Consider the following 14,389-nt stretch of genomic DNA (forward strand, 5'->3'; position numbering starts at 1 on the left):
GGGAAATTAACCCACCGAAATGGAAACCACATACCCTTCGTTTCCACGAACATTGAACACGGTGTTGTCTTCAAAAATTAAATATTGCGCTTTGATCCCTTTTAAAACCCCTTCAAAAAATGGGGTTTTCTGTAAATTCAGACTCTTTAATTTAGTAGGATATTGTAAAACCGGAAACTCTAAATTGGTTTCGATATTGTTTGCAATAAAGTATTCTTTTGCTTCATCGGGAACATATTTTTTGAGCCTATCGCGCCATTCCACCAGATTTTCGTCTTTTATGTCGTTTTTGAGCATATTGCGCCAATTGGTTTTATCGGCCACGTGGTCCTTTAGGGCAACTTCGGTAATTCCTGCCAAGTACCGGTTGGGCACTTCCACGATTTCAATGGCTTCGTGTGCGCCTTGGTCTATCCAGCGGGTGGGTACTTGCGTTTTGCGGGTCACCCCTACTTTCACATTGCTGCTGTTGGCCAAATAGACAATGTGAGGCTGCAGTTGCACGCCTTTTTCGTATTCCAGGTCACGGTCTTCTTTATCCAGATGGGCCGTGCTCAGTTCAGGTTTCATAATCCAATCGGCAGCTTGCGGAATTTCATAAAAACAGTCGTAACAAAAACCTTGACGGTATATTTTTTTCTCCAGACGGCAGTTGAGGCATTGATATTTCAGAAAATTTATGGACACTTTTTTGTCCAATAATTGATTGACATTGAGGAAGTCGTTTTCAAAAACCAAGTAATATTGAATAGGCGATCCGTTTTCGGTCTTCATTTTAGTGAGCACACCTTCGTAATTCATAAAAAGAAAATTGTTATTTTTATGCTTTAAAGATAGGTTAAAATATGCCAATCCCCATAGTAAACTCCATCGCTTCCTGGTTTTTGAAGAAACGCTTCCATCAAATCGATTTGTTTCTGAAATATCCTGTAGAAGTACAAGAAGAACTGTTGCACAACCTATTGGACAAAGCGAAAAACACCGAAGTAGGCAAGCAGTACGATTTCAGCTCCATTAAAAACTATGACGAGTTTACCCGGCGTATCCCCATAACCACGTATGAAGACAACGAAGTCCGTATTGAGCGTGCGCGCAAGGGGGAAACAAATATATTTTGGCCCAAGCCCATTAAATGGTTTGCCAAAAGCAGCGGTACTACCAGCGCCAAGAGCAAGTTTATTCCGGTGAGCGACGAGTCGTTGGAAAATTGCCATTACGCCGCGAGCAAAGACCTGTTGTGTATGTACCTGAACAACAACCCCGATTCGCAACTGTTTTTAGGAAAAGGGCTTCGCCTTGGGGGCAGTAAGGAACTTTATAAGGACAATGGCACGGTATATGGCGATCTTTCGGCCATATTGATAGACAATATGCCTTTTTGGGCCGAGTTTAGCAGCACCCCGAGCAATGAAGTTTCCTTGATGGGCGATTGGGAGACCAAGCTGGACGCCATAGTAAACCAGACCGTTAAAGAGAAAGTGACCAGCTTGGCAGGCGTGCCCTCTTGGATGTTGGTTTTGCTGAATGCCGTTGCCGAAAAGACCGGGAAAGAAAACCTATTTGAAATCTGGCCCAGCCTAGAGGTCTATTTTCACGGAGGCGTTAGTTTTGAGCCATATGTGGACCAATACAAAAAACTGTTGCCAAGGGACAACTTTAGGTATTATGAAATCTACAATGCTTCAGAAGGGTTTTTCGCCATCCAAGATCAAAACAGCAGTAACGAATTGTTGCTTATGCTCGATTACGGTATTTTTTATGAATTTATCCCCATGGACACCTACGGAACCCCTGAAGAACAAGTGATTCCATTAAGCGAGGTGGAGAAAGATAAAAATTATGCTATTGTAATCACTACAAATGCTGGTTTGTGGCGGTATAAAATTGGCGACACCGTCCGCTTTACTTCTATTGACCCCTACCGTATTAAGGTTACGGGGCGCACCAAACACCACATAAATGCTTTTGGGGAAGAGTTGATTATTGAAAACGTCGAGGCCGCCCTGAGAAAAGCCACCCATTTAACCCAAACCGAAATCGTGGATTATACCGCAGCTCCCATTTTTATGGAAGGTAGGGAAAAAGGTGCCCACGAATGGATTATCGAATTTAAAACCCCACCCGAGGATTTTGAGTTTTTCTGTCAGTTACTCGATAAGGCGCTTCAGGAAGTGAACAGCGATTATGAAGCAAAACGCAACAACAATACCACCCTTAAGGCACCTACCATTCATTGCGCACGCGAACGGCTGTTTTACGATTGGCTTAAGGACAAAAATAAATTAGGTGGGCAGCATAAAGTGCCTAGGCTATCAAACTCCAGAAGATACTTAGAAGAACTCCTTTTGTTGAATCGGTAATTCAATTTTGAGAAGTCTCAGGTCGGTTATTTCTGCACTTCATCGAAAATTAAAAACCGGCCTGTTCTTTACCGAATTTACCGTTCCGTTCATCAAATATTTTTGGTGCTATTTTTCTTACACAGTACGTTTGTATTAAATTAGAAGGACAACGAGAAAATAATGAAAAAAGCAGCAATAATCGTATTAGGAGCATTTTTTATTCTTTCAGCCGCATCTTGTGCAACAGCAAATTCAGCTAAAAAAAATGAAACTGAAATTGCTGGCTATACTTTAAAAAATAAAAAGGAATTGATGCAACAGAAAATTCTTAACCGAAAGAAAAAATCGGTTATTGCCACACCATAATAGTTTTTAGATAGATTAGTTTAAGTTAGTTAAAAAGCCCCGGAGCGATAGTTGCTTCGGGGCTTTTGTATGAAGTAAATGTGTATCTGTGTCAAGAAACGGCTTTGAGCTTTTTAATGGTAGTTTTGCTCAATTTTTCAGCTGCGTAATCCTTGGTAACGTGCAGTTCTTTATTGTCCGTTCCGGGAAGTTCGAACATGGCATCGGTCAATACCGCCTCGCACAAGGAACGCAATCCTCTTGCGCCCAACTTGTATTCCACGGCTTGTTCTACGATAAAATCGAGGGCTTCTTCGGTTATCACCAGTTCGATACCATCCATTTCAAACAGTTTTTCATATTGTTTGACGATGGCGTTTTTAGGAACCGTCAAGATATCTTTCAATGCAGCTTTGTCCAACGGATTCATATAAGTCAAGACCGGAAGACGGCCTATTATTTCAGGAATCAAACCAAAATCCTTCAAGTCCTTCGGAATAATATACTTAAGCAGGTTATTGCGTTCCAACGAGTCTTCTTTTTTGGAAGCACTGAACCCAACAGCCTGCAAATTCAATCGTTTTGATATTTTCTTTTCAATACCATCGAACGCCCCTCCTGCAATAAAAAGGATATTTTCGGTATCGACTTCAATAAATTTTTGGTCTGGGTGTTTTCGCCCTCCTTTTGGCGGAACATTTACAGTAGTCCCTTCCAATAGTTTCAACAGGGCTTGCTGTACGCCTTCTCCACTAACATCGCGGGTAATGGACGGGTTGTCGCTCTTACGGGCAATTTTATCTATTTCGTCAATAAAAACGATTCCTGTTTGGGCTTTTTCCAAGTTATAATCGGCAGCTTGTAACAGCCGCGTCAATATACTTTCAACATCTTCTCCTACGTAACCAGCCTCGGTCAAGACTGTGGCATCGACGATAGCCAAGGGCACGTTCAACATTCTCGCTACGGTTTTTGCGACCAATGTTTTCCCGGTCCCGGTTTCACCTACGATGATGATGTTGCTCTTCTGTATTTCTATATCGTCATCGCTTTTGGGTTGCAACAACCGTTTGTAGTGGTTGTAAACAGCTACGGACATCACTTTTTTGGTGTTCTCCTGTCCAATTACATAATCGTCCAAGAACGCTTTGATGCTCGTTGGCTTTTTTAGCATCAGATCTTTTGAAATTTCACTATTTGTGGTGTGCAGCGCTTCTTCAACCACGATACCGTGCGCCTGCTCGATACAGCGGTCGCAGATATGGGCGTCCAAACCAGCGATAAGCAGGTTGGTCTCGGCTTTTTTACGTCCACAAAAGGAACATTCCAATCCTTCTTCTTTCGACATATCAGTTTTTTTTCAAATTCAAATTTTTAATTAATTACGGGTCAAAATCTCATCGATCATACCGTATTTAAGGGCTTTGTCGGCTTTCATCCAATAATCGCGGTCACTATCCTCATACACCTTTTCGTACGTCTGCCCACTGTGCTTGGCAATTATTTTATACAATTCTTCTTTTAAGGTAATGATTTCACGAGCGGTGATCTCGATATCACTGGCCTGTCCTTGTGCGCCGCCCAATGGCTGGTGGATCATGACGCGTGAATGTGTCAAGCCACTGCGTTTTCCTTTTTCGCCGGCACAGAGCAATACGGCGGCCATAGAGGCGGCCATTCCGGTACAAATTGTTGCCACATCGGGTTTAATGAATTGCATGGTATCATAAATGCCCAATCCTGCATATACGCTGCCGCCTGGCGAGTTGATGTATATCTGGATGTCCTTGGAGGCATCGGTACTTTCCAAAAACAACAACTGTGCCTGAACTATATTAGCCACTTGATCGCTAATGCCCGTCCCCAAAAAGATGATGCGGTCCATCATCAATCGGGAGAAAACGTCCATGGCCACGGCGTTCATTTGGCGTTCTTCAATAATATTTGGGGTAAGGCCCACTGGGCTCATACTGCTTACTATTTTATCGTAATATATCCCGTTTATGCCTTGGTCTTTTATAGCAAAGTCCTTGAATTCTTTTTGGTAGTCCATAAATTTTATAGTCGTTTTTCTTTAAACAAATTAGGCGTTGAACCCATATATTCAACGCCTAAAGATACCTTTTTTTTGCTGAATTACTTATAGGCTTCTTTTACGAAGTCGTCGTAAGAAATCTCTTTTTCTTTCAGTTTTGCGTTTTCTTTGAAGAATTGAAGCATCTTATTGGTGTTCAATTGCTCAGTCATACGCTTTACTTCTTCTTCATTGCTCAAAATACGGGCAGCAATGCCATCCAGCTCTTCATCGCTTGGGTTGGTGTTGCCAAACTGGGCCATTTGCGCTTTGATCATCTGTTTGCTGTAATCCTTCAATTCGTCAAAAGAAACTTGTAAGTTGTGCTCTTTGCGCAGTTTCCCTTCTATCAATTGGTAGCGCAAACCTTTTTCGCTGCGTTCGTATTCGGCTTTGGCTTCTTCTTCGGTCATGGGTTTTTCGCCTGAAACTTGTATCCAGCGTTGCAAAAACTCGTCCGGCAGATCGAATTTTGTGTTTTCGATCAAGCTGTCCACCACGTCGTTCAACAATTTTTGGTCGCTTTGTTGCTCAAATTGTTTTTCGGCTTCTTCTTTTATTTTTTTTCGAAGTTCTTCTTCAGATGTTACCGTGCCTTCCCCAAATAGCTTATCAAAAAGCTCTTGGTTCAACTCGGCCATTTCGCGGGTGTTGATTTCTTCTACTTTGAAATCCACTTCAATATCAAGACCATGGGCATCGTCGTGGGAAACGCCCAAATACTTTTGGTTATCGTGGTCGTCATTAAACAGCCCTTTTGTTTTTAAAGTAACCGTATCACCAATTTTAGCTTCCTTTAAGGTTTTTAACTGTTTTTTGCCTTTAATGGCTTCGGTGCTGAACGTGGCGGGGTTGTCAATATCGTTTTCATCTGAAACAAAAGTCCCGGTAATCTCATCTCCGTCTTCAACTGTGGCTTTGGCGACCAATTTTCCATACTGCTTGCGGATGGCTTTTACTTGGTTATCGATCATGTTATCGTCGGCCACTACTTTATAACGGGTTACGGTCTTGCCCTTGAGGTCCACATCAAATTCGGGCGCCAAGCCAAGATCGAACTCAAAGGTGAAATCGTCTGCGTTCCAATCTACTTCATTTTCGTTTTTCGGGATGGGGTTCCCTAAAACGTCTAATTTTTCTTCGGTTAAATACTTGTGCAGGTTATCCTGAAGTAATTTGTTCACTTCTTCTACCAATACGGCGGTACCATATTGCTTTTTAACCATCCCCATGGGTACGTGCCCTTTTCTGAAACCGGGGATATTGGCGTTTTTACGATAATTTTTCAGAATGGATTCTACCTTATCTGAATAATCGTCTTTTGAAATTTCCACTGTAAGCACAGCGTTCAAGTTATCAATGTCTTTTTTTGTAATGTTCATTTTTTCTGAAAAATTTTCCCCAAAAGGGCCGTGTTGTCTTTTTCTTTTTCCTTAAAATTTCGGGTTGCAAAAATAAGACAATTTCGGTAAGCCAACAAATAGTACGGCCTGTATTTCAACCGGTTATTTTTCAGTGTCCAAGAGCGAAAACAAAATGGATTGCAAAAACGAAAGCAACAGGCTAAACAACAATGCCCACCAAATGTTTGAAACGGCGAAACCGCCCACAAACCAATCGGCCATTAAAATAATGATGGCGTTGATAATCAGCAGGAAAAGCCCTAACGTGATAATGGTGACCGGAAGCGTTAAAATAACGAGTATTGGTTTTACGATAAACCGAAGCAAGGCAATGACTATCGCCACGATAATGGCTGAAAAATAGCCTTCAACGGCCACACCTGGAAGAATTTTGGCAAGCACCACCACGGCAATTGCGGTGAGTAAGAGTCTTAAAATGGTATTCATATCTATATATATTTGATATTGATGTATCAGGTAATTGACGAGGTACGAATAACGAATTTCGAATAATTAATATAAAGATAAAAAAAACCGTTTCAGAAAAGGCTCCTGAAACGGTTTTTAAAACAATGGACAGGTCTCTTAATTGTTTGTTAAGGTAATTGTGGGGTAATTTCCTATTTCAACTTTAGGAATGGTTGCATTATATTTAGCATTAATGGCATCGATAATCACGTTTGCCGTGTAGGCATAACCTCTTGGGGTTGGGTGTACGCCATCAAGGGAGAATGCGCCTCCTGTTCCAAATTCGGAAGTCAACACCCCGCCATTATAAACTATCCCGGTTTCATCAATTTGTTTCAACAAGGCCTTCGCATCAATGTAAATTAAATCTTTAGCATTGGCAATGGCATTAATGGTTGCGTTGTATGAAGCTGAAGCTGTAGCCACCCTATCTTGCTCTACCGCTGTTAATACAAGTTCATCGCCTAATGGTACCGTTACGCCAACAATATTGGTTGGAATATCGGGATTTGGCGTTGTACCAATTACTGATGAAGCCGGCAGTACAATTAAATCACTGTTGTTTACTTGTCTCAACTGCCCTAAAAGCTCCGCAGTAGCAGCTGGAACCCCCTGTGCGATTAATATTTGAGTGACATCTGTTAAATCATCATCCGTCATAATAGGGTAGTTCTGTCCAGCAGAAAAGGTTACTTTACGCAAATCGGCTTCTTCCTGGGTAATAAAACCTGCTGCTACCAAACCTGGCAACACTTGGGTATTGTACAATGCAAATTGAGCATTTAATTGCGCTGCCGTAGCCGCATCCAATGGAACTACTTGAGTAGGAACCGTTGTAAAGTAAGGTATAGACGTAACATCGGGGATATTAAGCAAGACGCCACCTGATGCACTTGCCGACAAAGCATCTACTTCTTGGCTATACACCGAAGCAAACACATTAGGGTCGGTTATATCATTGGGACCATACGTTGTTGGATCTAAATTCCCGGTTTGGTCTTCACCTACCCCTCCAGAAGTGGCATAGCTTAAAATATCGTTATTTCCTATCCACAAAGAAAAAAACGTTGGGTTTTGGGAAGCCGCATCGGCCAATACCGTAGCGTTCCCGCTGGTTGCGATACGGGCATAATAGGGGTTTGCCGCACCTGTTAAAATTCCGCCAACGTTTCCATAGCCAGGAGCGACCAAGTGGAAACTTTTGGCTCCGGGAATACCCATGTTATTATAAGGCCCCGTTGGACCGTTTGTTACTTCGGTTGTTGGCTCTCCTTCTAAACGCACAGGCGCTCTATTTCCTTCAGAATCAACCGATAAAACCAAGCGGTTTTCGGTGATTTGCTGTCCGTTTAACAACAGCCCGCCTAAATTGTCATCCATCATCGGTTGGGTAAACTCGCCACCACCCACAAACTCAAACTGTCCCGCCAAAATATTGGGAAAGGAGTTTTCTTGTCCGGTAATATAAAGGGCTCCATCGGCATAACCTGCCGTCAAAGAGTTACCAACGGCCACGTAATTTGCAAGGTTGGCACTTCCGCTATCGTAAAATCCTTCTTCATTCACTGGGTTCTCCAGTTCTGGCTCACAGCTTACAAAACCTATGGCCAGTAAGCTTAAACATATATATAGTGTATTTTTCATTGTTTTCAATTTTTTAGCTGTTACAGTTTGTACGATACGCCCAAGCCTGGCACAAAGGCATTGGATTTATAAGTTCCTCGGAAAGGTGCTTGAACGCCTTGTTCAAAATAATAGTCATACGAAGCATCTACTTCCTTAAAGTGCAAATACAGGAAGGAGGCATCTATCTGGAAATGTTCCCCTATGTTCACGGAAAGCCCGGCCGTATAGCCACTGCTGTCGTTTCTTGGAGTTTCGGGAGCAAAATAACCTTCGCGTACCGGGGTTTCATCAAAATAATACCCGGCGCGCAGTGTGAACATTTCGGTTACGTCATACTGTAGCCCAAAACGGTAAGTGGAGGCGTTTTTATAATTCCGAAGGTTTTCAGAATCTGGCACTTGTGGGTTGGCGAAATCGATGCTCAACGATTCATACACATCCCAGTAGGCACGGTTATAATCGAAAGCGAACGTCCATTTATCACAAAACTCATAACTTAGCCCCACGGCCAATTCTGCAGGCATGGGTAGCGAAGCATCAAATTTGGTGTCGGCAAATGGCGTTAAGGGAGAATTAGGTATGTTTTGAAAATCGGCATCCCCTTCTTCAGCTTCCAAAATAATTTCTGAACGGTAATTGGCACCAATGCGTAAATTATCGGTAGGGTTGAACATAAAACCTGCCGTCCATCCCCAGTTGGTAACCCCGGAGGCATCAACGGTAACTTCGGAACGGTTTCCATTTAAATCGGTCAATGATCTCGTAAGGTTTCGGTTAAAATTCACCGAACCCGTTGCATAAATGGGTCCACCGCCAACACTAAACTTATCATTAACTTTTATAGAAACACTTCCCTGAATAAAAATAGCCTGCAGGTCGATGTTGTTCACCAGGTGCGAACCGGCCCAATCGTCTTCATATTCAACGGTACTTCCATAAGGTGTGTAAACTCCTAAACCAACCGCAAGCCAGTCGGTCGCTTGGTACGAAGCGTACAAATACAAGGGCGTGCTTAACGGGTTATCGGTTTCGGCATAGGTACCAAACGCATCGTTTTGATAGGCCACCGAAGAGAACACCCCGTGAACCCCGGCCGATATACTAAGTTGATCTTCAAGATACACCAACCCGGCTGGGTTAAAAAACACACTTTCGGCACTGTTAACCACGGCAACGCCGGTATGCCCCATGGCAAGGGCCTTATTGCCCTGCAATGCTACACGATACCCGCCTGCATAGGTTACCGCCGTAGCAAGTGCACATACGGCCAGTAGAACTACTTTTTTCATAATAGATTTGAGTTAAATTATAGAATTATTTTTTTCTGATTAGGATTTTCATCGCATTTTTCAATTTATTATGCATACATAATAAATTGCCTTTACAATGTTATAAAAAATCCATAACATTTTCATAGAATTTGTCAGGATTTTCTGCGTGAAGCCAATGTCCGGCTTTTTTTATGGTTTCTATTTTAGCCTTTGGAAAATGTTTGGCGATCAACATTTCGTCCATTTGCTGAATATAACCCGACTTACCGCCAGCCAAAAACAAGGTATCCCCTTTAAAAATGGCATCTTTCCCCAGTGGTTTCCCTACCTCGTCTATATGTTGGGTCAATACGGGCAGGTTCATACGCAAAGCGAGTTCTCCCTTGTTTTTCCAATATAGATTCTTCAACAGAAACTGCCGAACGCTCTTTTCTTTCACATATTCTGACAGTTTTTCATCGGCCTGGGAACGGCTTTCTATTTCAGAAAAGTCCAACGACGCCAAACCCTTCAAGATATCTTGATGATGCTGTGGATATTCCTTAGGGGCAATATCGGCCACAATCAATTTTGACACCAAGCCCGGGAATTGCGTGGCACAGTGCATTGCGGTCTTTCCGCCCATGGAATGCCCTAACAAAACAATGTCGTTTAAGTTGTGATGGTCGCAATAGGCCTTTATGTCTTCTGCCATCACCTGATAGTTATGTTCAGGAGCATGAAAACTCCTACCGTGGTTGCGTTGATCGATAAGGTGAACTTGGCACCCAGCTTCTGCAAAACGCTTGCCCAAGGTTTTCCAGTTGTCGCTCATACCCAGAAAACCGTGCAGTATTAAAAAAGGGCTACCTTCGCCCAAAATTTGTGAGTGCAGTAATTTCATTGTTTTAATTTTTCTAGGTATTGATTAATAACGGACTCCAGACCTTGGTAAATTGCTTCGCAGATTAGCGCGTGACCAATGGAAACTTCTTGCAGATGTGGCACGTTGTTTTTGAAGAATTCAATATTTTTCAACGACAGATCGTGCCCAGCATTGACGCCTAAATCCAGTTGGTGGGCCAGGTGCGCACATTCAATATAGGGCTGTACCGCTTTTTTATTGTCTTTTGCATAGGCTTTTGCATACGCTTCGGTGTACAGTTCAATGCGGTCTGTACCGGTATGGGCAGCACCTTCGACCATATCTAAGTTGGGATCGACAAAAATAGAGGTCCTAATCCCGTTGTTTTTGAATTCTGAAATCAATTCAGACAGATAACTTTGGTGCTTCACCGTATCCCATCCTGCATTGGAGGTAATGGCATCTACCGCATCGGGCACCAAGGTTACCTGGGTAGGTTTAAGTTCCAGCACCATATCCATAAATTTTTCAATGGGGTTTCCTTCGATGTTGTATTCGGTAGTTACAATAGGTTTTAGGTCGTACGCATCTTGATAGCGAATATGGCGCTCATCGGGCCGTGGATGAATGGTCACCCCTTGCGCCCCAAAAGACTGTACATCTTCTGCTACCTTTAATACATTGGGCATATTGCCTCCACGCGCATTCCGTAGCGTGGCTATTTTGTTAATGTTTACGCTTAATTTTGTCATTTACAATTTGTATTATTATTTGTAGATAGGCTGTTGAGCGGACTTCGGCCTTGGAAAAAACCAAATTAATACCGAAACCCCACCTTTTTCTTGTTAAAACTCAACCAATGTTTAACAAAAATACAAAGGTTTGAGGGGCTTTTGCATTTATATTTTAAGTAATTTGCACCTAAAACAGCTATTTTGGACACACAGCATTATATATTGGACGATGTTTCGCCTTTTGACATTTCTTCAAGCATAAAAGATTTGCAAAAAGCGTTCAACAACCTTACCTATACGCATATTCCCGTAAAAAAGGGAGCTACTTACGTGGGGTGTGTATCTGAAACCGACGCCCATTGTTTTGATACCGATAAAAGAATAGAGGATTACCAGTATGCTCTGGAAGGTTTTTTTGTGCGGGAACACACCAATTGGCTCGACATTTTGGAAGCTTTCGCATTGCATAACAGCAACATCATGCCAATTTTAAGTGAGGAAAACACCTATTTAGGCTACTACGAACTGGGCGATATTATGAGCCTGTTCAACAACACCCCTTTTTTAAACGAAGCCGGTGCCATTATCGTGGTAGAAAGAGGCATTAACGACTACTCCTTTAGTGAAATTTGCCAGATCGTAGAAAGCAACGGCACCCGTATTTTTGGGGTTTTCGTTTCAAAAATAGAGAACGACCGGATGCAGGCCACCATTAAAATAGGCCACACCGGCATGAACGCTATCGTACAGACCTTTAGAAGGTACAATTACACGGTGGTGAGCAACCATGAAGAAGACAAGTTTTTAAAGGACTTGAAAGAACGTTCTGATTATCTGGACAAATATTTAAACATGTAAGATGAAAATAGGCATTTACGGTCAATTTTACCACAAAAACTCTGAAACCTATATTCAGTTGATCCTTGATGTGCTGAAAAACAAAAAAGTGACGGTCTTCATTGAAGAGAACTTTTTGGACATCATCAACCTGAACCACGAAATCAACCGGAATTTTTCAAATTTTGAAACTTTTACCGAACTGGATAACAGCTACGACCTGTTTTTCAGCATTGGCGGCGATGGCACCATCTTGAAGTCGGTCACCTTTGTAAAAGACCTCGGTATTCCCATCGTGGGCATAAACACGGGACGGTTGGGCTTTTTGGCGACCATACAAAAAGAAGAAATAACAGAAAGCCTTGCCCGTATTTTGAACGGCAATTATATGATATCGGAACGCAGCCTGCTCACTATCTCCACCACCCCAAAAAACACCGAAATAAAGCCCAAGTTGAACTTTGCCCTCAACGAGATTGCCGTAAACCGTAAAAACACGACCTCCATGATCAAGGTAGAGACCGATGTAAATGGCCATCACCTTACTTCGTATTGGTCCGATGGCTTGATCGTTTCCACCCCAACAGGGTCTACGGGATATTCCTTAAGCTGTGGCGGCCCTGTAATTGAACCCAGTGCCAAAAACTTCATCATAACCCCAATTGCCCCTCACAACCTCAATGCACGGCCATTGGTGTTGCCAGACGACAGCGAGCTTACCTTAAAGGTTTCCGGAAGGGAGAAATCATACTTGGTATCGATGGATTCCCGTATCGCTACACTGGAAAACAACACGACCATTCATATTAAAAAAGCCCCCTTTACCATTAAATTGGTACAATTGGCCGAAGACAGCTTTATTAAAACCCTTCGCAAAAAACTATTGTGGGGCGAAGACAAACGCAATTAAAACAATAAAAAGCCGTAAATCTTGTTAACTTCCAAAGAGTAATTCACGAATTGTCCCATAAAGCAAAGTTTATTATTATATTTGCAAACTTTTAAGGTATATGAAGTATATCGCGACCATAATTTTGGCGATAACAGCCACATTTTCATTACATTCGCAAACATACGAAATAGGCGGCATCCTTGGCGGTGCTAACTATATAGGCGATGTAGGGCGTACCAATTACATAGCTCCCAACAGCTTTGCTTTTGGTGGCATTTTTAAATGGAACCGAAGCGCCAGGCACTCCTTTAGAGGCTCTGTATTAATTGCCAACATTAAGGGCGACGATGCAGATTCTAACCAAGAACGAAGGCAACAACGGGGATTGTCGTTTTCAAACACCGTAAGCGAAATATCGATAGGAATGGAATATACCTTTTGGGAATTCAGTATGTACAGCGGAAAACCGGCCAGTACGCCTTACCTATATACTGGGCTTACGTATTTTTGGTATGATGCGCTATATAAAAAGAATGACGTCATCACAGATTTCGATGGTGCTTCCACAGTGGCCATTCCAATGGTGGTAGGTTATAAAACCAGTTTGGCCAATAGGTTTGTTCTGGGTTTTGAAATAGGTGCCCGCTACACCTTTACCGATGGCTTGGACGGCAGCAACCCCGTCAAGGGCTTAAAAGACAACCAAAACGTAAAATTTGGCAATATAAACAGTGATGACTGGTATGTTTTTACGGGCATAACCTTTACCGTAACTTTTGGCAGAAAGCCGTGTTATTGTAACTTTTAATCCATGACCGCAAAACAACAAATAGACAAGAATAAACTGCCCAAACATCTGGCCGTTATTATGGATGGCAACGGCAGGTGGGCCAAGCAAAAGGGCCTGTTTCGTACTATAGGTCACGAAAATGGCACCAAGGCCGTTCGCGAAATCGTGGAAGCCTGTGCCGAGATTCATATTCCTTATTTAACACTGTACGCTTTTTCCACCGAAAACTGGAATCGCCCCAAACTCGAAGTAGAATTGTTGATGAAGCTGTTGGTTTCTTCTTTGAAAAAGGAAATAAAAACCCTTCAAGACAATAATATAAAACTCAACGCCATAGGCAACCTCGAAGCCCTTCCCAAAAAAGCACAACGGGAATTAAACGACGTTCTTGAGAAAACCAAAGACAACACCCGGATGACCTTAACCTTGGCCCTAAGCTATGGTGCAAGGGAAGAAATTATAAAAACCATCCAAGAGATTAGCCATAAAGTTAAAAATAACCTAATTTCGCCGTCAGATATTGATGAAACGGTTATAAATAATCATCTTTACACGCAAAATTTGCCAGATGTAGACCTACTGATACGTACCAGCGGCGAACAGCGCATCAGCAATTTTTTGCTATGGCAAATAGCATACGCCGAACTGTATTTTACAGATACCCTTTGGCCAGATTATAGAAAAAACCATCTTTTTGAAGCAATACTAAATTATCAAAACAGAGAAAGAAGATTTGGAAAGACCAGTGAACAACTTAAATAAA

At 42.3% G+C, this 14,389-nt stretch carries 15 protein-coding genes; 6 read left to right on the forward strand and 9 right to left on the reverse strand.

Annotation, left to right across the window (positions count from 1 at the left end; translation table 11 throughout):
* Window positions 1-6: 6 nt before the first annotated feature.
* A complete protein-coding gene (locus DDV96_RS01580; protein WP_116692978.1) occupies window positions 7-801 on the reverse strand; it encodes a DUF2797 domain-containing protein in 795 nt (264 codons plus the stop codon).
* Between the two features lie 44 nt (window positions 802-845).
* Between DDV96_RS01580 and DDV96_RS01585 the strand changes: the two genes are divergently transcribed.
* Window positions 846-2,360, forward strand: a complete 1,515-nt coding sequence (locus tag DDV96_RS01585; RefSeq protein WP_116692979.1) for a GH3 auxin-responsive promoter family protein — start codon at window positions 846-848, stop codon at window positions 2,358-2,360.
* A gap of 162 nt (window positions 2,361-2,522) precedes the next feature.
* Complete coding sequence (locus DDV96_RS01590) at window positions 2,523-2,708, forward strand: hypothetical protein (RefSeq protein WP_116692980.1); 186 nt, start codon at window positions 2,523-2,525, stop codon at window positions 2,706-2,708.
* 91 nt (window positions 2,709-2,799) lie between these two features.
* Here the strand turns inward: DDV96_RS01590 and clpX are convergent, their stop codons facing one another.
* From clpX to DDV96_RS01630, 8 genes are all read right to left on the reverse strand, one after another.
* On the reverse strand, window positions 2,800-4,035 hold the full coding sequence (gene clpX / locus DDV96_RS01595; protein ID WP_116692981.1) for an ATP-dependent Clp protease ATP-binding subunit ClpX: 1,236 nt from the start codon (window positions 4,033-4,035) through the stop codon (window positions 2,800-2,802).
* A gap of 30 nt (window positions 4,036-4,065) precedes the next feature.
* Entirely contained in the window at window positions 4,066-4,740 is a 675-nt protein-coding gene (gene clpP, locus DDV96_RS01600; protein WP_116692982.1) for an ATP-dependent Clp endopeptidase proteolytic subunit ClpP, read from the reverse strand.
* Between the two features lie 83 nt (window positions 4,741-4,823).
* Window positions 4,824-6,143, reverse strand: coding sequence for a trigger factor (tig, locus tag DDV96_RS01605; RefSeq protein WP_116692983.1), 1,320 nt, complete (start codon window positions 6,141-6,143; stop codon window positions 4,824-4,826).
* 123 nt (window positions 6,144-6,266) lie between these two features.
* Complete coding sequence (locus DDV96_RS01610; protein ID WP_116692984.1) at window positions 6,267-6,611, reverse strand: phage holin family protein; 345 nt, start codon at window positions 6,609-6,611, stop codon at window positions 6,267-6,269.
* Between the two features lie 138 nt (window positions 6,612-6,749).
* The gene (locus DDV96_RS01615) at window positions 6,750-8,276 is read right to left on the reverse strand and encodes an SGNH/GDSL hydrolase family protein (protein ID WP_116692985.1); all 1,527 of its coding nucleotides are present in this window, start codon (window positions 8,274-8,276) and stop codon (window positions 6,750-6,752) included.
* Between the two features lie 20 nt (window positions 8,277-8,296).
* Window positions 8,297-9,547, reverse strand: coding sequence for an OmpP1/FadL family transporter (locus DDV96_RS01620; protein ID WP_116692986.1), 1,251 nt, complete (start codon window positions 9,545-9,547; stop codon window positions 8,297-8,299).
* A 100-nt stretch (window positions 9,548-9,647) separates the two neighbouring features.
* A complete protein-coding gene (locus DDV96_RS01625) occupies window positions 9,648-10,412 on the reverse strand; it encodes an alpha/beta fold hydrolase (protein WP_116692987.1) in 765 nt (254 codons plus the stop codon).
* A complete protein-coding gene (locus DDV96_RS01630; protein WP_116692988.1) occupies window positions 10,409-11,125 on the reverse strand; it encodes a pyridoxine 5'-phosphate synthase in 717 nt (238 codons plus the stop codon). The genes DDV96_RS01625 and DDV96_RS01630 overlap by 4 nt, the downstream gene beginning before the upstream one ends.
* Before the next feature lie 183 nt (window positions 11,126-11,308).
* On the opposite strand from DDV96_RS01630, the gene DDV96_RS01635 reads away from it, so the two are divergent.
* From DDV96_RS01635 to DDV96_RS01650, 4 genes are all read left to right on the forward strand, one after another.
* Window positions 11,309-11,965, forward strand: coding sequence for a CBS domain-containing protein (locus DDV96_RS01635; RefSeq protein ID WP_116692989.1), 657 nt, complete (start codon window positions 11,309-11,311; stop codon window positions 11,963-11,965).
* Between the two features lies 1 nt (window position 11,966).
* Window positions 11,967-12,854 (forward strand): NAD kinase, encoded by an 888-nt coding sequence (locus DDV96_RS01640; RefSeq protein WP_116692990.1) that lies wholly within the window; start codon window positions 11,967-11,969, stop codon window positions 12,852-12,854.
* A gap of 100 nt (window positions 12,855-12,954) precedes the next feature.
* Window positions 12,955-13,644, forward strand: a complete 690-nt coding sequence (gene porG / locus DDV96_RS01645; RefSeq protein WP_116692991.1) for a type IX secretion system protein PorG — start codon at window positions 12,955-12,957, stop codon at window positions 13,642-13,644.
* Window positions 13,645-13,647: 3 nt separating this feature from the next.
* The gene (locus tag DDV96_RS01650) at window positions 13,648-14,388 is read left to right on the forward strand and encodes an isoprenyl transferase (RefSeq protein WP_116692992.1); all 741 of its coding nucleotides are present in this window, start codon (window positions 13,648-13,650) and stop codon (window positions 14,386-14,388) included.
* Window position 14,389 lies beyond the last annotated feature (1 nt).

The organism is Marixanthomonas spongiae, from assembly GCF_003095375.1.
GTDB lineage: Bacteria > Bacteroidota > Bacteroidia > Flavobacteriales > Flavobacteriaceae > Marixanthomonas > Marixanthomonas spongiae.